Here is a 19,580-nt window from a genome sequence, read left to right as displayed (position 1 = left end):
GGCTGACGGGTCCGCCGATTGTCCGGAAGCGGCCGACGTGAATCCCTGATCAAATCCGGACAATGAGTTGTCCGCGGACAATCCGGCCTGTTGACTTGATCACCGGCGGAGGGAGCGATGGCCGCGATGAACCGCAAAGTGGGCAGGCCCCAGGGCGGCCCTCGTGGCAGCACACAGCAGGCGAACGCACTGGCGGAGTTCCTGCTGACGCTCACCGCCGGAATGACCGTCCGCGAGCTCGCCGCGCGGTATCACGTGGGCAAAACGCTCTGGAGCGAGTACCGCTCAGGCCTGAAGATCATCCCATTGGAGCTGCTGACACGACTGGTCCAGGACCACGCACCGGACGAACGCACCCGCCACGGTCACATGGAGACCGCCACCCGGCTGTACGCGGCGGCCCTCGAAGCAGCACACCGGGAACCCATCCCGGTGGCTCCGCCGCCGCTGCCTCCGCCGACGTCCACACCGACGGCGGCGGTCATGGCACCGGCCGAGAGCCTCGAGCGCCTGCGAGACGCCGCCGTCCACGCCCCCTGTTCCTCGTCGGTGGCGGCACCGCGATCGCGGTTCTCACGGTGCTCGCCCTGCTGCTCGGACGGGGTTCTCCAGGTGGGGACGCCGTGTTCGCCGTAGGGCCGGGCGGTGATGGCGTCTTCCGCTGGGATGGCACGGACGCAGCAGGCTGGACCAGAATCGGCGACGGAGCCAAGCGCCTGCACTCCGGACCCGCCGGTCTGTTCGCGACCGGCACGGACGACCGCCTCTACCGGTATGAGGGCCGACCCGGCCGCTGGACGCTGATCAGTGAGCCCGGCAGCGACTTCGCGGTCAGCGGCGCACACGTCTTCCGGCTGGCCGCCGACCGCCAGTCCGTCACCGTGTGGGACGGGCACGGCACGTCATGGACCACGATCGGCGGCCCAGCAGTGCGGTTGTACGGCGGCGAGCCCGGACTCTTCGCGACGAATCCGGAGGCGGGGTGGATCTTCCGGTATGCGGGCCGCCCCTTTGCCTGGGACCGCGTCGGCACGGCAGGGGCCTCGTTCGCTCTGACCGACCGTCACCTGTACGGCCTGACCCCGGAACGCGCTCTGGTCAACCGTTGGCTCTCGGACGATCCGTCGGCACCCTGGCCGCCCTGGACGTACGCGGCAGGTCCGGCGGCAGAGCTGTACGGAGGCCCCGCCGGCCTCTTCTCCACCGACCCCTCGCGCGCACGCCTGCGCGTCCTAACTGACTCGACGAACGGCCGCGCGGACCAGAGCTGGCAGGACATCGGCCCGGCCGGCGCGGAGGTGGCGGTCGGCCGGGAGGCGGTGTTCGTGCTGACCGAGGACCGCTCGCGGATCCTGCGCTGGTCCGCTGACTCCGGCACCTGGCAGCACATCGGCGGACCCGCCCAGACCTTGACGGCGGGCTGAGTTCGCTCCACGGGCGGGATCTCTCAAGGTGATCAATGTCCGGTGACGGCGAATCTTGTGCGTATGTCATCGAGGTTTGAGCGGCTCAGGAGCTGTCAGGCGTAGCGGTGGAATCTGATCGTGCCGGACAAGACGAAGGTGTCGGGTTCGTCCATGACCCACATCAGGCCGGCGAGATTCGCCAGCTCAGATCGTCCAGGAAGCTGCTCAGCGCGGCATTGACCTCCTGAGGCCGCTCCAATGGCGGCAGATGTCCCGTTGCCGGCAGATCGAGCCGCCGGGCTCCCTTGATCTTCTCGGTCAGCAGATCCGACACCGCCTGGATACCCGGCACATCCGACAGTCCGTTGATGACCAGAGTGGGCGAAGTGATCTCGTGCAGCCGATCCTTGGCCGACAGGTGCCGCTCGGCTACGGGCCGGCGATTCCAGGAACGCTCGAACACCCGGCGCATCATGGCGAACGCCAACTCCCATACCTCCGGATCGAGATCGTCCATACCGCGGTCGGGGCCGGCCACCTGCCATAGCGCATGGGCCCGGGAGAAGGCATCGAGATCGGCGGAGACGACCTCTGCCGTCCCGCTCCGATAACGGGCCAGCCGGTCGGCAGGGACGGTGCTGTGCACCCGCTCCCGCGCTTGGGCGATCATGTCATCGGGCCATAGGTGGCCCGACAGCCCAGAGGAGATCAGCACGAGCCCGGCCACTCGATGCGGCGCCGTCAACGCCGCCTCCACTGCGTGCGAGCCACCCATCGAATCACCCACCAGCACCGCCCGTTCCACGCCGAGTCCGTCCATCAGGCGCAGCAAATCTTCATGGTGTACGAGTTCGTCTGCCGGATCGGCCGACTCGCCATACCCGCGCCAGTCGTAACCGATCACCCGGTAACGGCCGGACAGCGCGTCGCGCTGGTGTCTCCACATGCGTCGATCGGCGATCCCCGCGTGGATGAGCACCACCGCAGGACCCTCACCCACCTCGTCATAGGCCAAACCATCAATCCTCATCACGCTCCGGATCGTATGAGCCGAATCGAAGCATCACGGCGGAGTTCGCAGCCGGCGTACCCGGTAATGCCCACGACCTGATGAACCCCTTAGCCCGCTCAAGCCCCAGCACATGTGAAGATGACCACATGATCGAGACGAGGCGCGTGGAAAGGCCTGCGTTACGCAGAGCTGCGTACTTGGGTGCGGTTCTCCTGACTGCCATCCTTATCGTGGCTCTTATCTGGGCTGAGGATCTGCGCTTCATCCACTCGTCAGGGAATATGGAGACGGTCGCCCGCGCATTGGGGGAAGGCGTCGAACTCAGGGATCAAAACATCGGAAGCCTCTCGTTCGAGTTCGTCCGTCGGGAGAACGAACAGGTCTACTTCTACCGAGGCAAGGGCTGGGGAGGGGACGGCTACGGCTATGTCTGGAGCCCCGCGAGCCGCCCAAGCGATGTCCGGCACGTGAGGGGGCCTTGGTATGAGTTCCGGGACGACGCGCACCAGTGAGCCGTTCCGTCCTCAGGCGGCCTGGGTAACTCGGTGGTTTTGAAGGACGGCGATGGCCTTGCAGAGGTGGCCGGCCTTGGAAGGGCTGGAGCGTAGCTTTCGAAGGATGCGCCAGCTCTTCATCTGCGCGTACCGCCGGGTCCGCACCACCCGGACAGACCGCAGACCCGGCCAGCGGTGGGAGCCACCTTCCCCGACTTTTCCCCAAAAACCCTAATCTGGCGAATCCACGCCATCGCAACCCCTAAATCTGAGGATTCTTTGCGCAAGCCACTGCGATGCACGGTTGGAGAAATCCAATCCAACTCTTTCATGGAGGTAGACATGAAGAAGTCAGCGCGGCTGGCAATGACGCTGGGAACCTCTGCCGTCATCGTTAGTGGCGTCTTCGCCACCCCAGGAGCAACAGCGGAAACCGGCTCCGCAGGGAAACCGGTCGTCGCCGCTCCGCTCCTCGGGTTCCCGGCCGCCGCCCAGGCGAACTCTCTTCCCTCGACCGTTTTGCGCAGCAAGGCCGGCAGCGGCAAGTGTGTCGGTCTGGCGAACCGCGGCAGCACCGCCAACGGCACCCCGCTGGTGATCTGGGACTGCCACTTCCACCCCGACCAGATCTGGCAAGGCAACAACGACCGCTCCATCCGCACACTCGCCGGCAGCGGCAAGTGTGTCGGTCTGGCCAACAACGGCAGCACCGCCAACGGCACCCCGCTCGTGATCTGGGACTGTCACCTCCACCCCGACCAGCAATGGAGGTTCGCGGCCCTGGGCGCCAACACCTACTCCATCCGCAGCTTCGCCGCCAGCACCGCCAAGTGCGTCGGCCTGGCCAACAACGGCAGCACCGCCAACGGCACCCCGCTCGTGATCTGGGACTGCCACTTCCACCCCGACCAGCAATGGAATCTGCCTGAGTCTCCTGCGGCCTTCGGATTCGCTTCCTGATCGAGGTTTCCCTACCAGGCTCGCCATGAAGGACGAGCGCGACCACAGCGTTGCAGGCCAAGGTCGTGTCGTATCCGGCCAGAATTCCCGCTGCCAGCCATCTCCGCAGGCCGGCAGCTTTCGAGAGCACCATGTTCTCGGAAGCCCTCCACCCGAGGGCTTTCGAGAACATGGCTGCGAGGGTAAGGCCCGAGTAGGAATCGGCGTCCTCAACCGTCTGCATCCATCGAGGAACACGCGGAAGTTACTGCGCACTCGGCCCACCAGGATCGGCTGGGACCGCTTACGGCACCTCCGAGACGGGGACTGGCCACCTCTCACCTAGCTAGGCAACGAACCCGCCTTGAGCGTCTGAATACGGAAATGGCCTCATCTGCCTGGGCATATGATCGGCGGCGTGGCATTGAGATTTGTTCAGGTGAACTTCAAGGCTCGGGATGACGCGGCGCTCGGCCGTTTCTGGGCGGAGGCGCTCGGTTGGAATGTTTCCAGCGAGGGACCCGGCGTGACCAACCTCGAACCCGAGGGCTTCGCCTGGCCAGACCCCGCCGGCTTCTACATCGATGTCGTGACCGTCCCGAACCCCGAAACAGTGAAGTACCGCGCGCACCTCGAACTCGCCACCACCTCTGCGGCCCATCACGCCGAGTTGGTCGCGCGCCTGAAAGATCTCGGCGCTACACCCGCCGACGTGGGCCAGGGCGACGTCCCGTGGACGGTCCTGGCCGACCCAGAAGGCAACGAGTTCTGCGTACGGGAGCCTCGGGAGACCCACCAGGACACCGGGCCGATCGCCGCCGTGGTCGTCGACTGCACGGACCCGCGGTCCATGGCCCGGTTCTGGGGCGAGGCGGTGGACTTGACCCCGCACGAGGTGACCGACGATCACGCGCTGCTGCGCTCCGCCGACGGCGTCGGGCCATATCTGGAGCTCCGCCGCACATCCGACGTGACAACCGTGCGGAACCGCGTCCATCTCGACCTGCTGCCGTACCCCATTGACGACAAGGAGACGGAGGTGACCCGACTGCGGGCCCTGGGCGCCACCAACGCCGACGTCGGCCAAGGCAATGTGTCATGGACAGTCCTCACCGACCCCGAAGGCAACGAGTTCTGCGTCCTCGGCAAGGGCTGACGCAGCCCTTCTTCACCAGCGAGTCGTACAACGGCTCCTCAGCAGCGTGGTCGAGCATCTTCCCGTACAGCGAGGCCATCGCAGTCTGGCCTGCGCTGTCCTGACCTTGACCTGCGGCGAGCGGCGTGATGGTGAATGATGACGGGATGTCGAGCCCTTTGTTCGTCCAGAGTGGCGGCGATTCCCGCGCCAAGCGGCCATCACAAGCGGATGAGCGTACGACGTTGGTGGCATTCCTGCGCTGGCATCGGCAAACCCTGGAACACAAGTGCGCCGGCCTGGAGCCGAAGCAGCTCGCCGAGCGGGCGGTAGGTCGATCGGCGCTGTCGCTCCTGGGCCTCGTGCGACACGCGGCCGAGTCCGAACGCTTCTGGTTCCGTCGGGTGATGGCTGGACAGGAACTCCCACCCCTGTTCTCCTCTCCAACCGCCCCCGACGGCGCATTCGATGTGGCAAGCGCGGACGCGCAGATGGTTGCCCAGGCATGGCGAACGTGGCAAGCGGAGATCGCATTCGCGGATCGTTTCGTCGACGCCGCCCCCGACCTCGAACTCACCGGGCATGAACCCGGAGAAGGACCCGTGTCACTACGCTGGGTGCTGATGCACATGGTGGAGGAGTACGCGCGGCACAACGGCCACGCGGACCTGCTTCGGGAACAGATCGATGGAGCGGTAGGGCTCTGACCACCGGTCCGGCTCAACGACTCGGCACGCCAGCACTGCGCACTGCCCGGTGACTTCGAGGCCGAGTGTATCGAGCCGGGCGAACGTGGTCAGGTCAGGACGGTCGTTGGTAGCGAAGCACGTCGAGGTCTTCCCGATGGGTCCTCTACACCCCTACTCGGCCTCCCGATCTCGGCCACGCGCGCGGAGTACGTGGCCCCAGACGACGGCATGAGTATTGCGGGGCCGGATGGAACTGGGCTTGTGCAGCCCTCAATGGCAAACCTGTCGTCTGTGCGTCGACGCATCCGCGATGCATTCGCCGAGCAGTAGTGCAGCGACCGCCTCCGGGGCCTCATGCATTGCGTCGTGGCCGGTTGGGAGGTCGTGGACCTGCCACTCGGGATCGGCTTGGAGCCGGGTGCGGAGTTCAGCGAACGGCGTCCGGTCTTCCCATCCCGAGCAGTAGACGAACTCCCGACGGGGGACCTGGGCGAGCGCGCCTGTGAGCCGGATCGTCTGCAAGAACGAGGCGAGGGGATGGGGACGGCGGCGGGGATCGCCGCCGTCCGGCGGTCGGACGGCATAGCCGGTGGCCGCAGCGCCGGCAGCGAACACTTCCCGGAAGTGCTCGTTCGTTGATGACCAGCACGACTCGCCATCGCGCGGTACGTAGGCGTCGAGATGCACCAGTCGTGAGATCCGGCCGTCAGCGCGGTCGGCGGCGGCGGCGATCACCATCCCGGCGTAGCTATGGCCGACCAGCGTCGCGCTGGTGATGTGGGCGCGATCGAGGAGCCGCAATACGTCGTCGGCGTGCGTGTCAAGGTTGGCGGTCGCGATCGTCGCGTTGTCGTCGTCTGGCCGCAGACCGGTCAGGGTCAGGGCGTGAACGGTGTGACCGGCACGCTCCAGCAGCGGAACCACCGCCTCAAACGACCAGGAGCCCTTCCAAGCGCCGGGCACAAGGACGAACGTCGCCATGCGTTTCTCCTTCTCTCTCAAACCGCGGCATCGAGGCACGCTGCCTCGATGACATGTGGTGCGGTCGGGCGCTCTGCACGACTGAGGACCACTCCGCATGGAGACAGTGTCACCGGGTGAAGGTGTGGCGTGCTACCGCTAGGATGCCAACCGATGCCCGTTCGCCGCCAACCTCGCCCGATCGCCGGTGCGACGTCACATATGTGGCCCTCTGGCGGGCGCCACCTGTGGCCATCCGGCGAGACAAGCGCGGTGTAGTCGCATCCCGCCGTGTTCCTGGCCTCCGGCCTCGCCCGCGAGGTCCTGCTCGCCCTGACCGGCCCCCACAACTACGACGACGCCGCGCCCGACTACAGCCGCTCCGCGCGCTCCCGCCTCCTTCGAGCCCTCGTCGATGAACTCCGCGAAGCACACGAACACCGCACCTGTCGGAGCCACGGAACGACCGACTGCAAGGAATTGCCCGGATGCTGTACGAGAAGCCGGCAGACAACGCCTCGCTGGCCGAACTCGGGAAGACGATCGAAGCCAGCACCCGTTGTGCGAATCGGCATTTTGTGGCCTGTTTTAGAGGCCGGTACGGTCCCGGATTCATGGAGTGGAATTTTCAGACAGCCGAAAAACTCGCGGCCGCCTTGCGTACCGGTGAAGTGACCTCGGCGGAATTGACCGACGAAGCGATCGCCCGTATCGAGCGGGACGACAAGGCGATCAACGCGATCTGTGTGCCGGACTTCGACCGCGCACGAGCCGCCGCACGCGGCGCCGACCAGGCGCGCGCCCGCGGTGAGGACCGGCCGCTGCTCGGCATTCCAGTGACGGTCAAAGAGTCCTACAACATCGCCGGGCTGCCCACGAACTGGGGCATGCCGCAACACCGGAACTACATGCCGGCCGAGGACGCGGTACAGGTGTCGCGGCTCAAGGCCGCAGGCGCGGTGGTGCTCGGCAAGACCAATGTGCCCTTGGGGCTGCAAGATATCCAGAGCTTCAACGAGATCTACGGCACCACCAACAATCCGTGGGATCACGATCGCACGGCGGGCGGATCCTCCGGCGGATCAGCGGCGGCCCTGGCGTCCGGATTCGGGGCGCTGTCCATCGGTTCCGACATCGCCGGTTCGCTGCGCACCCCCGCGCATTTCTGCGGCATCTATGCGCACAAGCCGACACTCGGACTGGCGGCAACCCGCGGCATGGTCGCGCCGCCCGCGCCGGCATTGCCGGTCGACCTTGACCTCGCCGTCGTCGGCCCGATGGCGCGCACCGCCCGCGACCTCACGCTCCTGCTCGACGTCATGGCCGGACCGGACCCGCTGACGCTCGGCGTGGCGCACGGCTTGACGCTGCCGCCCGCGCGCCACGAACGGCTCCGCGACTTCCGGGTCTTGGTCCTCGACGAACATCCGCTCATTCCGTCCGGGGCCGCTGTACGGGCGGGCGTGAACCGGGTGGCCGACGCGCTTGCCGACGGCGGCGCCCGCGTCGAACGGCACAGTCCGCTGCTGCCCGATCTGACCGAAGCCGCGATGGTCTACATGCATTTGCTGATTTCGAGCTCAGTTGCCCGTTTTCCCGTCGAAGCGTACGAGCAGTTGCAGACCCGCGCCGCCGGACTGAGCGCAGACGACCAGAGTCTCGAAGCGGCGCGGCTGCGCGCCATGGTGTTCACCCACCGCGACTGGATGGAGGCGAACAGCCGTCGCGAGCTCCACCGCCACGGCTGGCGGCAGCTCTTCGCCGAGTTCGACGCCGTGGTGTGTCCGATCACGCCCACTCCCGCGTTCCCGCACGACCACCACCCCAATCCGTTGGAACGCCGGATCAACATCGACGGCGTCGAGTACCCGTACTTCGACCAGCTCGTCTGGGCCGGTCTTGCCACCATGCCCGGCCTCCCCGCCACTGCCATCCCAGCGGGCCTGTCCCCCGAGGGTCTGCCGGTGGGAGTGCAGCTCATCGGCCCGATGTTCGAGGACCGCACCCCGCTGCGGCTGGCCGAACTGCTCGAGCAGAAGATCGGCGGCTTCCAGGTACCGAAGTAGGGCGTACTACCAGGGTGTCCGTCGAGGACGAGGTGCGGATCACGACGAGCAGACCGCGGCGCTCGTAGTAGCGCAGGATCTGAACGTTCACCCCGGCGGCCTCGGCGCCCTGCCCGCTGCGCAGGCCCGCACTCATCGCGGCACCTGCGTCCCGGCCCACACCGCCAGGGCGTCCAGAACCGGCTCGTGCACGTGGTCCACCGAGATGTCCAGACGGATCCCGCTCTCGCCGGGGGCGACGGCGAAGGTGAAGAACGAGCAGCACCCGCCCTCGCGCTCGGCCAGGTCGCGAACCTGATCAGTCACACCCGGACCGTCTTCCAGCTCCAGCCTCAGCGTCAGCGACTGCGGCCGGGCCACCCCGGTCAGCCACTTCGCGAACAGCGCGTCCCACTCCGCCACCCGCAGCGGCCGCTCCTCGGTGGGCAGCGTGCAGGACTGCGGCACCCACGCCAGATCACTCATCGCACTCACCACTCCCGTCATCCCGTCCCCGGGCCCCGGGGACGGGATGACGGTAAAACTGTATTTAGGTACAGGATGCAAGCCGCGAGCGGCAACGACCCCGGCCGCGGGTCAGTCGCAGTGCACGTTCCACACGTAGCGCTCAGTTCCCCCCATGTAGCCGGCAAGATCGATGCATGTGTCCTTGGCTGAGATGTAAACCGGACCCGCGTAGTACTTGAAATACCCGTTGTTCGACACCCATCCGCCGCTGCCCCCCGCACGGCGAATGGCCACGTCCTTGTAGGTGGACTTTCCGTAGTAGTTGGAGCCGACCCCGTAGGCGAGGGCGCAGTTCTTCCCGGTGCCCGAGTTGTAGTAGAGCTCGAGGGAACCTATCTTCGGACCACTCTGGGGGATGGCGTAGACGTCGATGCGGCTGTAGCCGGCTCCACATGGGCCGGCTGCGCTCGCCGGCGACGGGCTGATCAGGAAACAGGTGGAGGCTAGCGCCACACTGGCCAAGGTGACGACACTGCTACGCGTGCGCATGAAGTTAGATGCTCCCGACTCGTCATATTCGCAGTCCCGGATCGCGTGGAATGCGAGCTGTTCAAGGCGGAAGATCATAATCAACTCCAGGGAACGCCTAACTTTCGGCCGCGTTTCTGGATCCCTAACTGCATGAGAACGCCCGCCCACGCCGAAGCCCGTGATCCCGGCCATGTCCGTCCCTGGGTCGTGCTCGTCGACGGAGCCCGCCACCAGCTCGATCTGATCACGGCGGAGGCCGCCCGCCGCGGCATCAGCGTCCACATCGTCATCGACTTCGTTCACGTGCTGGAGAGATTATGGGCTGCCGCCTGGAGCCTGCATTCTCCCGCGGCACCGGCCGCCGAGGACTGGGTCGCCGGTCACGCTCTGGCCCTGCTGGCCGGGCACACCGGCCACGTCATCACCGCGCTGTCCGGCCAGGCGGCCACCACGGCCGTCCACCGCCGCGACGGCATCGAGGCGTGCATCCGCTACCTCACCAACAACGTCGAGTATCTGCGCTACGACCAGGCGCTGGAGGCGGGATGGCCGATCGCGACCGGCGTGATCGAAGGCGCCTGCCGCCATCTGATCGCCGACAGATTCGACCTCGCCGGGGCACGCTGGGGCCTGGCCGGAGCCGAAGCCGTCCTGAAACTCCGCGCCCTGATCGCCAACGGTGATCTCGACGAATACTGGCGTTTCCACCGCGCCCGGCAACACGAACCGGATTACCAGAACGGATACTCCCTCACGGCTTGATCGCTCCAGCCACTGAGGAAGAGCTACGCCCGATTGCGCTTCTCAAACAGACAGACTGTTTCTCTATTCCGGACTACAATCTGCGGCCCTGCGGCCAGCCCGTAAACCGCTCACTAAAATTGCATACCCTCCCCTATGGATCTCCACCAAGGCTGTGACTACCATCAAGCAGTAAACATCGACACCGAAAGAGGTAACTAATGGGCCGTATCAAGAAGTTCGGCGTTTCGGCGGCCGCGGTGGCCGCGATCGCCGCCGCGACAACCCTAACGTCACCGACCGCTCCCGCCCAGGCAGCGACCTGCAGCACTAACGCGCAGATCGGCACTATCGGCGGCACTGGCTGGGCGATGTGCAGCGGTGCCGGAGTGACTCAGACACGGGTCGTGCTCTTCTGCCAGGACAGCAGCGGTAGCTACACCACGGTATACGGCCCTTGGGTTGTTAATTCCGTTAAATCAAATGCCCGATGCAGCAGCACCTCATGGCCGATATCGGTCGGATATCAAACAATGTGAGCCATCACAAGCTCATCCGATCGCGGCGTCAATTCCGGCTCGATCGTGACCCGAATGTTCCGGGTGAACCTTGAACCACCCGAAGTCTTCATCTTTAGTTGTCGGTCTTGGCCGCGGGGACACGGCCGAGGTCTCGGTCGTTGAGCCGGTAGCTGTCGCCTTTCAGCGAGACGACCTCGGCATGATCGACCAAGCCCCTGGAGGGCATGGCGCTACTCGCCGCGCAGCAGTCGCGCCAGGCTCACATCGCCGGACTCGACGGCCTTCTTGGGGAGCTTCGGCCTGTGGCGGTCGCGCGATTGCGTGCCACGGTGGCCTTCTCGGCGGTGAAGGCGTGCCCGCGCAGCGTCGGCGGTACCCGGGACGTGCACTACGAGGTCCTGTCCAAGCCGCGCGACCCGGCGGCGTTCATCGCCGACCCGCAACGCCGCCACACCGCCGACCTGGATCGGCTGGAGACGGCGATGCGCAGGGGCACCACCGGCGGGGCGAAGATCACACGGAAGAGGGGCGAGCCGTGGATCAGCGCGTCGCCACTGAATAAGCAGCAGGAGCCGAACAGGCCTGAAGGCGCTGAAGGTGGAGATCTCCCGCCGGTGGGGCGTGATCGACCTTTTGGACGTGCTCAAGGAAATTGCCGCGTCTCCCGCGTGATCGTCACCGTGACAATGGGTCGAACAGTCATGACCACAAAACCCCAGCTCAGGCACTCACTGAGGAAGAGCTACACCCTTTCGAGATTCGCGCTGTCGTCCGTTCGCCCTGGCTAGGAAGGGCCGGACAGCTCAGAGATGGACAAGCGCAGCCACGCCCAGAGTCTTGAGTTCGGATCCTCCAGATCCAGTTCGAAGTCCTCTGCCAGTCGCGTCATCCGGTAGCGGACGGTGTTGTTGTGCACTTGCAGGCTCGCAGCCATCGCGGAGATGTTGGTGTTGTGGACGAAGTACGCGAGCAGCGTCGGCAGGTAGTCAGTGCCGTGCTCCTGGTCATGTCGTCTGAGACGGTCGATTCCATCGTCGAAGTGCAGGCCGGCGTCGGCGACGAAGTGACCGATCTTCAACAGGCTGAGCGGGACCCTGTGATCTTCGTACATCCCGGAGATATGTTGGGTGTCAGGCCATGCGCCATTCCTATGCAGCTTGCTCAAGTAGTGCAGCGTCTCCAATGCCTCGTCCTTGGACTGCGCCACCTGCTCGATCTTCGGCGCGATGCTGCCAACGGAGGCGATGAGGGGACCCGTTGTGATTTTGTTCGCGTAGGTGCAGATCTCCTCGATCACCCGCCGTTGCGTTGCTCTGGGGTTCGCGCCGTCGGCGGGCAGCAAGGCGTAGACCACCGAGTCGATGACCGCGCTGTGGCTTGTTCCGAACTGGACATTGCAGATGGTCGTGATCAGATGCAGCAGACGTCGAATCTCCCGAACCGCGTCGAGGTTTCCGCGCTCGGGCCGAACGATGCTGAATGCGGCGACCGCGATCTCGTGGGCGACATCCAGCCCCAGTTGGGCGGCTGCGAAGGGAGCGCTGGGCGGATCGTCCACGAGCGTGCGGATCAGATCGCTGCTACGCCGTTGACCAAAGTCAGATTCTGAACGCGCATTGAGCATATGCAAACCCGCCAGGTCTCCCATCCTGTCCAAGGCCTGCAGCGCGGCTGCCCGCTTCTCATCGCCGGGGTCGATGACCCAGATGGACCCGAGCAGTTCTCCGCCTGCCCGCACTGCCAACGCGAGTCGGTCCATCCCTGCGTAGGGGGAGGGCATGACCAATGCGTTCTCAGAGGCGTAGACCTTTTTGAAGCCCGGGTCGAATGCGGGGGGCTCGGGCTCCTGCAGGGTCAGGGTAGTAAGGCGCCGGATCTCGTCGATCGGCTGTCCGGGCAACGTCGAGTAGCCGACGACATTGCCGAACGTGTCCACGATGCTGGCTGCGCCGTCGGTGATCGATGCGATGGCGTTGGCGAATGCGTACAGGTCACCGAGCCGGACCCCTGACACGGTGTCGACCGCAGCTCCTACGACGGCAGATCTCGCGAGGGCGGCCAGACGGGCCCAGTCGGCGTCGTGGGGGGCGACCAGCATCGCCACGCTGTGCCTGTCGGCGGTTGAGCCCAGGAGTGCGAGGTTTGCGCCATACGCCTTCACCACGACGGCCGCGGCGTTCCCCGCGGAAGCTCGCTGCAGGAGTGTGTCGAACTCAGGCGAGCCGTAGGTGCAGCCGACCGCGAGGATGATGCGCCCGTCCAGGCTCGTCCAGTCGTCGACGGGGTCGTAGAGCATGACGTCAGTGACGGGCCGCTCGGTGGTGTCCGAGCGGGGGTTGGCGTGTACGAGGTCGGACTGCATGAGTCTCACGCAGTCGGCCAGGCGAACGATCGATGTCGCTTCGTCAGAGCCGTGCGTCGAGTCGTGCGTCACGCTGACCGCCATCGACTGTCGCGGATGCAACCCACCGCCAGCCATGGGTTTGGACGCTAACACAATCAAGGTGCGTAGGGTCTGGACGTTTTCACATTTACCTTGCTTGTGGCGAAAGTCATTGTTGGGGCGTGCCAGCCCCACACTCGCCAGAGAGGTGCCACGTGAAGTTCAAGGACTTGCGGACCCTGGCCTTGGTACAGGCCCCCGCCAGGTCCGTCTCCGAGCGGCTCGAGAGGAGCTGCTTCAGTGTCGAAGACGTCCGCCGCATCGCGGCCCGCCGGCTCCCCAAGGGCATCTTCGACTACATGGAAGGTGGAGGAGAGGACGAGGCCTCGCTGCGACGTAACCAGGAGGCCTACTCCGACTGGTCGTTCGTCCCGAGGTGGGGCTCTGTTGCGAACCTCGACGTCAGCAGCTCGTTGCTCGGCGGACCGGCTTCCATGCCTCTGTACCTCGCACCCACCGGTGGCACTCGCCTGTTTCACCCCGAAGGCGAGATCGCAGTGGCCCTGGCAGCACAAAAGGCAGGCCTGCCCTTCGGACTCGCGGGCCTGAGCAATACGCCCATGGAGGCCGTCAGCGCTGCTGCGCCCTCGTTGCGCCGGTTCTTCAACTTCTCCCTCACGACCGACAAGGGCCTGCTCCAAGCGCTCGTCGACCGGGCAGCAAGCGCCGGCTACGAAGGTCTGATCATCAACGTGGACTGCCGGGCGATCGGGCACCGCGAGCGCGACTACCGCAATGGATTCACGGCTCCGCCGTCGATCCGCGGCAAGACCGTCATCGAAGGGGCGCTGCACCCTCGATGGACCCTGCGCTTCTTGGCCAATGACGCGATCGCCTTCCCCAATCTGAGCGGCGAGGTCTCGACCGGCCCGCTCACGAGCACGCCGGACATGTGGCGCTCACTCCTCGCCGGCAGTTACGAGCCAACCGACTGGAGGGACATCGAGGACCTGCGCGAGCGGTGGCGCGGTCCGATCATCGTCAAGGGCTGTGTCAGCGCCGATGACGCCCTGGTCGCCGCTGGAATCGGCATCGACGCCGTCCAGGTGAGCAACCATGGCGGCCGCCAGCTCGACCACATGGCCGCACCGCTGGACGTCTTGCCCGAGATCGTCGACAAGGCCGCAGGCCGCGTGGAAATCATCGTCGACGGTGGCATTCGTCGCGGCACCGATGTGGTGAAGGCCCTCGCGCTCGGGGCTGATGCCTGCGCCATCGGCCGGCCCTACCTCTATGGCGTGGCGGCCGCCGGGCAGGCCGGCGTGGAGCACGTCCTCAACCTGTTTCGCGCCGAAATCACCAGAACGATGATGCTCCTCGGCGTCACAAGCATCAAGGAACTGCGGACCCGAGGCAGGGACCTGCTACGACACCGTAGCGACGTACTCGGCCTCCAGGCACGCCCCACAAGCACCCACATTTAGGTCCGCCATGCAGCGCCAAGCACAATGGAAGTCCCAGATGAACAACCTCTTCACCATCAAGCGCCCCAGTCGCCCCCGGGCCGTCGTGGCCACGGCCGTAGTGCTGCCCCTCCTCGCCTTGCTCGCAGCCTGCGGTTCAGGTACCGACAGCAAATCGTCGGCGTCGGCGTCGGCGCCCTCCACGGCTGTCGACTCGAAGGCCGCGGGACTGCTGCCCGACTCGATCAAGTCCAGCAAGATCCTTCGGGTCGCCATCCCCACCAACGAGCCTCCTACGCAGTACTACAAGGAGGGTACGAAGGAGATGACGGGGATCAACCCCGACATCGCTCGCCTCATCGGTGACGCGCTGGGCGTGGATGTACAGATCGAGGTGGCCAACTTCGACTCCATCATTCCGGGGCTCGCGGCGGGCCGATACGACATGACGGTCTCGTCGATGACTCCCACCGCGGAGCGGATGAAGGTCCTTGAGTTCGTCGACTACCTCTCCATCGGCAACTCCATCGCTGTCGCGAAGGGCAATCCGGTCGGCGTCAAGGACGAGCACGGCTTGTGCGGGAAGCGGGTCGGTTTCCTTACCGCTTCCTACCAGCTGACGACCCACGTTCCCGAGTACAACAAGGAGTGCGCCGGCAAAGGCGAGAAGGACATCGCCACGTTCCAGTACCAGGACACTCGTCAGGCCATCTCCGCCCTCACGAGCGGACGACTCGATGCGGTGCTGGCCGACTCGCCGATCATGGGCTACGCGGCGACGCAGAACCCGCAGATCGAGGTGGTCGCCAACTACGGCGTGGACCCCGTCGGTGTGGGCATGCCGAAGTCCTCGGGCCTGATCAAGGCAGTCGGTCCTGCTGTGGCCGCCGTGATCAAGAGCCAGGGATACGCGAAGGTGCTCAGCACGTACGGCATCGAAAGCGCGGCAATCACCGACGCTCGCGTCAACTTTGCTCAGTAGTGGTACCTGACATGCGGAAACAGTCCAGGTCACCAGGAACGAGTGGTGCCACGGACGAGGCGACCACGGTGGTGCCGCTCAAGCACAACGTCCGGCTGGCCATAGCGATCGTGCTGCTTGTCGTGGCAGCGGCTGTCGCCTTCAGCGTGGCGACCAACGAGAACTACCGATGGGGGGTCGTTCGCTCCTACCTGTTCAACGAACAGATTCTGGCCGGAGCCGGCCTCACGCTCGTGCTGACCTTGATCTCCATGACAGCCGGCATCCTCCTGGGCACGGTCCTGGCGATCCTGCGTCTCTCAGCCAACCCCATCGTCAGCACGCTGAGTCGCGGCTACATCTGGTTCTTCCGCGGTACACCGCTGCTGGTGCAACTGATCTTCTGGTACAACATCGCCGCGCTGTACCCCACCATCAGCATGGGAGTCCCCTTCGGAGGGCCTTCGATCGAGATCGCCTCAGCCAACCAGCTCATCACCCCGCTCGGGGCGGCCCTCCTAGGCCTCTCACTCAACGAGGCCGCGTACATGGCGGAGATCATCCGAGGTGGAATCGGATCGGTCGACCGCGGTCAGACCGAAGCCGCACGAGCTCTGGGGATGAGCAGGGGCACACTGATGCGGCGCATCGTGCTACCCCAGGCGATGCGGGTCGTGCTACCCCCGACGGGCAATCAAGTCATCTCGATGCTCAAGGGCACCTCGCTGGTCAGCGTGCTCGCAATCTCCGACCTGCTCTACTCCGCGCAGATCATCTACGCGGCGAACTATCAGACGATCCCGCTGCTCATCGTCGCCAGTCTCTGGTACCTGCTCATGACGACGATCTTGTCCTTCTTCCAGAACAAGATCGAGCGCCGCTACGGCCGCGGATTCGACACACCACCGCGGCGGGTCCGCCACAAGACGAGGACGGCATCATGAGCACCGCGATGGTGTCAGCCCAGAACGTTCGAAAGAGCCTAGGCTCCACGGAGATCCTCAAGGGCATCAACCTCGAAGTGGCCAAAGGTTCAGTTACCTGTCTGATCGGGCCGTCGGGTTCCGGCAAGACGACCTTCCTGCGGTGCATCAATCACCTGGAGAAGGTCGATGCCGGGCGGCTCTACGTCGACGGGCAGCTCGTTGGCTACACCGAGCGCAACGGGAAGCTCTACGAGAAGAGGGAGCGCGAGACCGCGAAGGCGAGACTCAGCGTCGGCATGGTCTTCCAGCGCTTCAACCTGTTCCCGCACATGACTGTGCTCGCGAACGTCGTAGAGGCGCCGATTCAGGTGCAGCGTCGTCCCCGCCAGGAGATCACCGCCGAGGCTCAGACGCTTTTGGACAGGGTCGGGCTCGGGCACCGCGGCGACGCGTACCCCCAAGAACTCTCCGGCGGCCAGCAGCAACGGATCGCCATCGCCCGGGCACTGGCCATGAAGCCGAATCTCATGCTGTTCGACGAGCCCACCTCGGCTCTGGACCCCGAGCTGGTGGGGGAGGTCCTCGACGTGATGCGCGACCTCGCCGGGGCCGGTATGACCATGGTCGTGGTCACCCACGAGCTGGGCTTCGCCAAGCAGGTCTGTGACCAGGTGGTGTTCATGGACGACGGCGCCGTCGTCGAGAGCGGCCCACCCAGCCAAGTGCTCGACCGCCCTCAGCACGAACGGACTCAGGCCTTCTTGTCCAAGGTGCTCTAGCCAGTTCGACGGACACCCCACCCACGACGAGGAGCATGGCCCGTGACCACGCGCCTGATCGGTGTGGCGTGATCAGTAGGGCGCGGGCCGGTTGTCCTGCGCCCAGAGCTGCTCCGCCTCCGAGCCCGTCGGGGGCGGGAACAACCCGTCGATCATCCACAGATCCCGCGGGGTCTCGTCGATGTGGAACTCGCAGTGCAGCCCGCGGTCGCCGGTATGCGCGGCCAGCAGGCGACCCAGGCCCTCGCTCATCCGCTCGCGCAGGCCGGAATCCTCAGCATGGCGGGCGATGTGCTCGATCACGACGCGCACGGTGTCGTCCGAAGGTACTCCCCCGACCAGAAACGATGCCCGCGGGACCTCGTGGAAGAGCGTGACGACGTAGAACTTCGGCAGCCCGAAACGGGCGTAGAACTGCGTGACATCCTCGGCGAAGCCACGCTTCTGCTCCTCGGAATACGCGCCGACGGGATGATAGACCTGCCACAACGGCATCTGCCCTGCCTCCTTGAGGTTCGACGGCTACGCGCCTGACGGCTCGATGTCAGACGGCTCAATGTCAGATGGCTCAACGCCCGATGGCCACGGTGAGCCCTCCTACCGGGCCGGACAGCGCCGCCTTCATCTGCCTGGTGACCTCGTCCACGAGCACCTCGTCGGCACCGCCTTCGATGCCGTCCAGCACCGCGATGGCGACCTCGACGGGCGATACCTTCGGGACCGGGATCCCCGCCGTCATGTCGGTGTCGGCGAAGCCGAGGTGCACGCCGACGACCTGGGTGCCCTGCGGGGCCAGTTCGACGCGCAGGGAGTTCGTGATCGACCACAGCGCGGCCTTCGAGGCACCGTAGGCCGCCGCGCCGGCACCCCAGGACAACACGGAGTGTATGTCGACCAGCGCCCCACCGCCGTTGGCCGCCAGGACGGGAGCGAAGGTCTGCGCCACTCGCAGCGCGCCGAACACGTTGGTGTCGAACGTGGCGACCACGTCGGCCATGTCCGCCTTCAGCAGCGGCGATGGGATGAGCACGCCGGCGTTGTTGATCACGATGGTCACCTCCCGGGCCTGGGCGGCGAGGGACGATACCGCGTCCTGATCGGTGACATCGAGGGCAACGGGCAAGATCCGCGGATCATCGCTGGTAGCGGGTTTGCGCGCGGTCACGTAGACCTTCGCCGCACCGCGCTCCACCAGTGCCTCGGCGAACGCCTTGCCGAGACCGCGCTGGCCACCGGTCACCAGCGCCACGGAGTTCTCGATCGCGACCATGGACGGACCTCCTTCTGAGTAGAATAGATTATTAGCATCATCTATACCGTGAGGGAAGTGTACCCACCATGCCCCGAGCATCCAAGGCCGAAGCCGCGCGGCACCGTGAGCAGGTGATCGAGGCCACGGCGAAGCTGCTGCGCGCGCACGGCGTCGACAAGGTGAGCGTTCCGCAGGCGATGGCCGCCGCGGGGCTGACCCATGGCGGCTTCTACCGCCACTTCAGCTCCAAGGACGACCTGATCGCCCAGGCCTGCTCGGCAGCGTTCGCCGAACGGGCCACCGCCCTGGACGACCTCACACAGCACACCGCCCCCGGCCGCGCCCGCACCGAATTCCTGGCGGGCTATGTGTCGGCCCTGCACCGCGACAACCCCGCCCTCGGCTGCCCCGGCCCGGCCCTCGCGGTGGACGCTGCCCGCGCCGAACCCGGCGACCCCCTGCGTCAGGCGTTCACCATCGGCTTGCATGGCATGGTCGACGGGATGCGGCAGCTCGACGACGGGAATGAAGAGGCGGTGCTCGTGGAGTTGTCCACCATCGTGGGAGCGTTGCTGTTGTCACGGGCCTGCGCCGACGACGACCTGTCCGACCGCATCCTCACCGCGGTCCGCGAACATCTCGTGGGTGACGCGAACGGGGAGACAAGCCCCGCCGAGTAACCCGGAACTCCGCGCCCAGCGGTTCCCACTTCGCGATCAGCGCACGCGACCTGCTGGAGTTCGTCCATTTGCACCGGCTGCGGGCTCCTCAGCGGCGTGGTCTGGCATCTTCCGTACAGCGAGGCCATCGCCGTCTGACCTGCGGACCCGGCCTGCTGGGCTCGACTGGGTCGCGGTAGGCGGGAGGATGTCGCG

General features: G+C 65.8%; 22 protein-coding genes and 1 pseudogene. 14 read left to right on the top strand and 9 right to left on the bottom strand.

All coding sequences use genetic code 11. The features are described from left to right. The first annotated feature begins 126 nt into the window (after positions 1-126). Together KLK06_RS40510 and KLK06_RS40505 are read left to right on the top strand one after the other, a co-directional pair. Positions 127-636 carry a hypothetical protein gene (locus KLK06_RS40510; protein ID WP_214640990.1) on the top strand — a complete coding sequence of 170 codons (510 nt, stop codon included), beginning with the start codon at positions 127-129 and terminating at the stop codon, positions 634-636. Further along, positions 624-1,424 (top strand): hypothetical protein, encoded by an 801-nt coding sequence (locus KLK06_RS40505; protein ID WP_214640989.1) that lies wholly within the window; start codon positions 624-626, stop codon positions 1,422-1,424. The genes KLK06_RS40510 and KLK06_RS40505 overlap by 13 nt, the downstream gene beginning before the upstream one ends. Positions 1,425-1,587: 163 nt before the next feature. Here KLK06_RS40505 and KLK06_RS40500 read toward each other — a convergent pair whose 3' ends face one another. Next, positions 1,588-2,436 carry an alpha/beta fold hydrolase gene (locus KLK06_RS40500; protein WP_214641158.1) on the bottom strand — a complete coding sequence of 283 codons (849 nt, stop codon included), beginning with the start codon at positions 2,434-2,436 and terminating at the stop codon, positions 1,588-1,590. A gap of 128 nt (positions 2,437-2,564) precedes the next feature. Here KLK06_RS40500 and KLK06_RS40495 point away from each other — a divergent pair, with 128 nt between their 5' ends. After that, entirely contained in the window at positions 2,565-2,930 is a 366-nt protein-coding gene (locus tag KLK06_RS40495; protein ID WP_214640988.1) for a hypothetical protein, read from the top strand. 12 nt (positions 2,931-2,942) lie between these two features. On the opposite strand, the pseudogene KLK06_RS60515 reads toward KLK06_RS40495, so the two are convergent. After that, positions 2,943-3,068, bottom strand: a pseudogene (locus KLK06_RS60515) (IS5/IS1182 family transposase); the annotation flags it as partial. Positions 3,069-3,254: 186 nt separating this feature from the next. Between KLK06_RS60515 and KLK06_RS40490 the strand changes: the two are divergent. The 3 genes from KLK06_RS40490 (at position 3,255) to KLK06_RS40480 (ending at position 5,693) form a co-directional block, all read left to right on the top strand. Next, positions 3,255-3,872, top strand: a complete 618-nt coding sequence (locus KLK06_RS40490) for an RICIN domain-containing protein (RefSeq protein WP_214640987.1) — start codon at positions 3,255-3,257, stop codon at positions 3,870-3,872. Between the two features lie 397 nt (positions 3,873-4,269). Beyond that, positions 4,270-5,007 carry a VOC family protein gene (locus KLK06_RS40485; RefSeq protein ID WP_308168676.1) on the top strand — a complete coding sequence of 246 codons (738 nt, stop codon included), beginning with the start codon at positions 4,270-4,272 and terminating at the stop codon, positions 5,005-5,007. Between the two features lie 146 nt (positions 5,008-5,153). Beyond that, entirely contained in the window at positions 5,154-5,693 is a 540-nt protein-coding gene (locus KLK06_RS40480) for a DinB family protein (RefSeq protein ID WP_214640985.1), read from the top strand. 252 nt (positions 5,694-5,945) lie between these two features. Here the strand turns inward: KLK06_RS40480 and KLK06_RS40475 are convergent, their stop codons facing one another. Next, the gene (locus KLK06_RS40475; RefSeq protein WP_214640984.1) at positions 5,946-6,656 is read right to left on the bottom strand and encodes an alpha/beta fold hydrolase; all 711 of its coding nucleotides are present in this window, start codon (positions 6,654-6,656) and stop codon (positions 5,946-5,948) included. 467 nt (positions 6,657-7,123) lie between these two features. Here KLK06_RS40475 and KLK06_RS40470 point away from each other — a divergent pair, with 467 nt between their 5' ends. Further along, positions 7,124-8,701 carry an amidase gene (locus tag KLK06_RS40470; RefSeq protein ID WP_214640983.1) on the top strand — a complete coding sequence of 526 codons (1,578 nt, stop codon included), beginning with the start codon at positions 7,124-7,126 and terminating at the stop codon, positions 8,699-8,701. Here KLK06_RS40470 and KLK06_RS63240 read toward each other — a convergent pair. The 3 genes from KLK06_RS63240 to KLK06_RS40455 form a co-directional block, all read right to left on the bottom strand. Next, positions 8,613-8,837, bottom strand: coding sequence for a MerR family DNA-binding transcriptional regulator (locus tag KLK06_RS63240; protein ID WP_374197178.1), 225 nt, complete (start codon positions 8,835-8,837; stop codon positions 8,613-8,615). The genes KLK06_RS40470 and KLK06_RS63240 overlap by 89 nt on opposite strands. Beyond that, positions 8,834-9,166, bottom strand: coding sequence for a hypothetical protein (locus tag KLK06_RS40460; RefSeq protein WP_214640982.1), 333 nt, complete (start codon positions 9,164-9,166; stop codon positions 8,834-8,836). Before KLK06_RS40460 ends, KLK06_RS63240 begins: the two co-directional genes overlap by 4 nt. A 111-nt stretch (positions 9,167-9,277) precedes the next feature. Continuing rightward, positions 9,278-9,775, bottom strand: coding sequence for a hypothetical protein (locus KLK06_RS40455; protein ID WP_214640981.1), 498 nt, complete (start codon positions 9,773-9,775; stop codon positions 9,278-9,280). Between the two features lie 54 nt (positions 9,776-9,829). Here KLK06_RS40455 and KLK06_RS40450 point away from each other — a divergent pair, with 54 nt between their 5' ends. After that, a complete protein-coding gene (locus tag KLK06_RS40450) occupies positions 9,830-10,441 on the top strand; it encodes a hypothetical protein (protein WP_214640980.1) in 612 nt (203 codons plus the stop codon). A 724-nt stretch (positions 10,442-11,165) separates the two neighbouring features. Continuing rightward, positions 11,166-11,729, top strand: coding sequence for a hypothetical protein (locus KLK06_RS40440; protein WP_214640979.1), 564 nt, complete (start codon positions 11,166-11,168; stop codon positions 11,727-11,729). On the opposite strand, the gene KLK06_RS62645 is transcribed toward KLK06_RS40440, so the two are convergent. Further along, positions 11,726-13,375 (bottom strand): CdaR family transcriptional regulator, encoded by a 1,650-nt coding sequence (locus tag KLK06_RS62645; RefSeq protein WP_214640978.1) that lies wholly within the window; start codon positions 13,373-13,375, stop codon positions 11,726-11,728. The genes KLK06_RS40440 and KLK06_RS62645 overlap by 4 nt on opposite strands. A 164-nt stretch (positions 13,376-13,539) precedes the next feature. On the opposite strand from KLK06_RS62645, the gene KLK06_RS40430 reads away from it, so the two are divergent. Genes KLK06_RS40430 through KLK06_RS40415 form a run of 4 tightly spaced genes read left to right on the top strand, consistent with a single transcriptional unit; the run spans position 13,540 to position 17,453 of the window. Further along, positions 13,540-14,808 (top strand): alpha-hydroxy acid oxidase, encoded by a 1,269-nt coding sequence (locus KLK06_RS40430; protein WP_214640977.1) that lies wholly within the window; start codon positions 13,540-13,542, stop codon positions 14,806-14,808. Between the two features lie 37 nt (positions 14,809-14,845). Beyond that, positions 14,846-15,769 carry a transporter substrate-binding domain-containing protein gene (locus KLK06_RS40425; protein WP_214640976.1) on the top strand — a complete coding sequence of 308 codons (924 nt, stop codon included), beginning with the start codon at positions 14,846-14,848 and terminating at the stop codon, positions 15,767-15,769. Positions 15,770-15,780: 11 nt separating this feature from the next. After that, a complete protein-coding gene (locus tag KLK06_RS40420) occupies positions 15,781-16,692 on the top strand; it encodes an amino acid ABC transporter permease (protein ID WP_214640975.1) in 912 nt (303 codons plus the stop codon). Then, positions 16,689-17,453: an amino acid ABC transporter ATP-binding protein gene (locus KLK06_RS40415; RefSeq protein WP_284735273.1), complete on the top strand. Its 765-nt coding sequence runs from the start codon at positions 16,689-16,691 to the stop codon at positions 17,451-17,453. Before KLK06_RS40420 ends, KLK06_RS40415 begins: the two co-directional genes overlap by 4 nt. 72 nt (positions 17,454-17,525) lie before the next feature. Here KLK06_RS40415 and KLK06_RS40410 read toward each other — a convergent pair whose 3' ends face one another. Next, positions 17,526-17,948: a tautomerase family protein gene (locus tag KLK06_RS40410; protein ID WP_214640974.1), complete on the bottom strand. Its 423-nt coding sequence runs from the start codon at positions 17,946-17,948 to the stop codon at positions 17,526-17,528. 73 nt (positions 17,949-18,021) lie between these two features. Then, positions 18,022-18,723 carry an SDR family oxidoreductase gene (locus KLK06_RS40405; RefSeq protein WP_214640973.1) on the bottom strand — a complete coding sequence of 234 codons (702 nt, stop codon included), beginning with the start codon at positions 18,721-18,723 and terminating at the stop codon, positions 18,022-18,024. Between the two features lie 68 nt (positions 18,724-18,791). Here KLK06_RS40405 and KLK06_RS40400 point away from each other — a divergent pair, with 68 nt between their 5' ends. Then, a complete protein-coding gene (locus KLK06_RS40400) occupies positions 18,792-19,385 on the top strand; it encodes a TetR/AcrR family transcriptional regulator (protein ID WP_214640972.1) in 594 nt (197 codons plus the stop codon). Positions 19,386-19,580: the final 195 nt, after the last annotated feature.

It is taken from the genome of Nonomuraea sp. NEAU-A123, assembly GCF_018603905.1.
Taxonomy (GTDB): Bacteria; Actinomycetota; Actinomycetes; order Streptosporangiales; family Streptosporangiaceae; genus Nonomuraea.
Note: the sequence above shows the minus strand (reverse complement) of the source record. Positions and strands in the feature narration are given on the sequence as shown.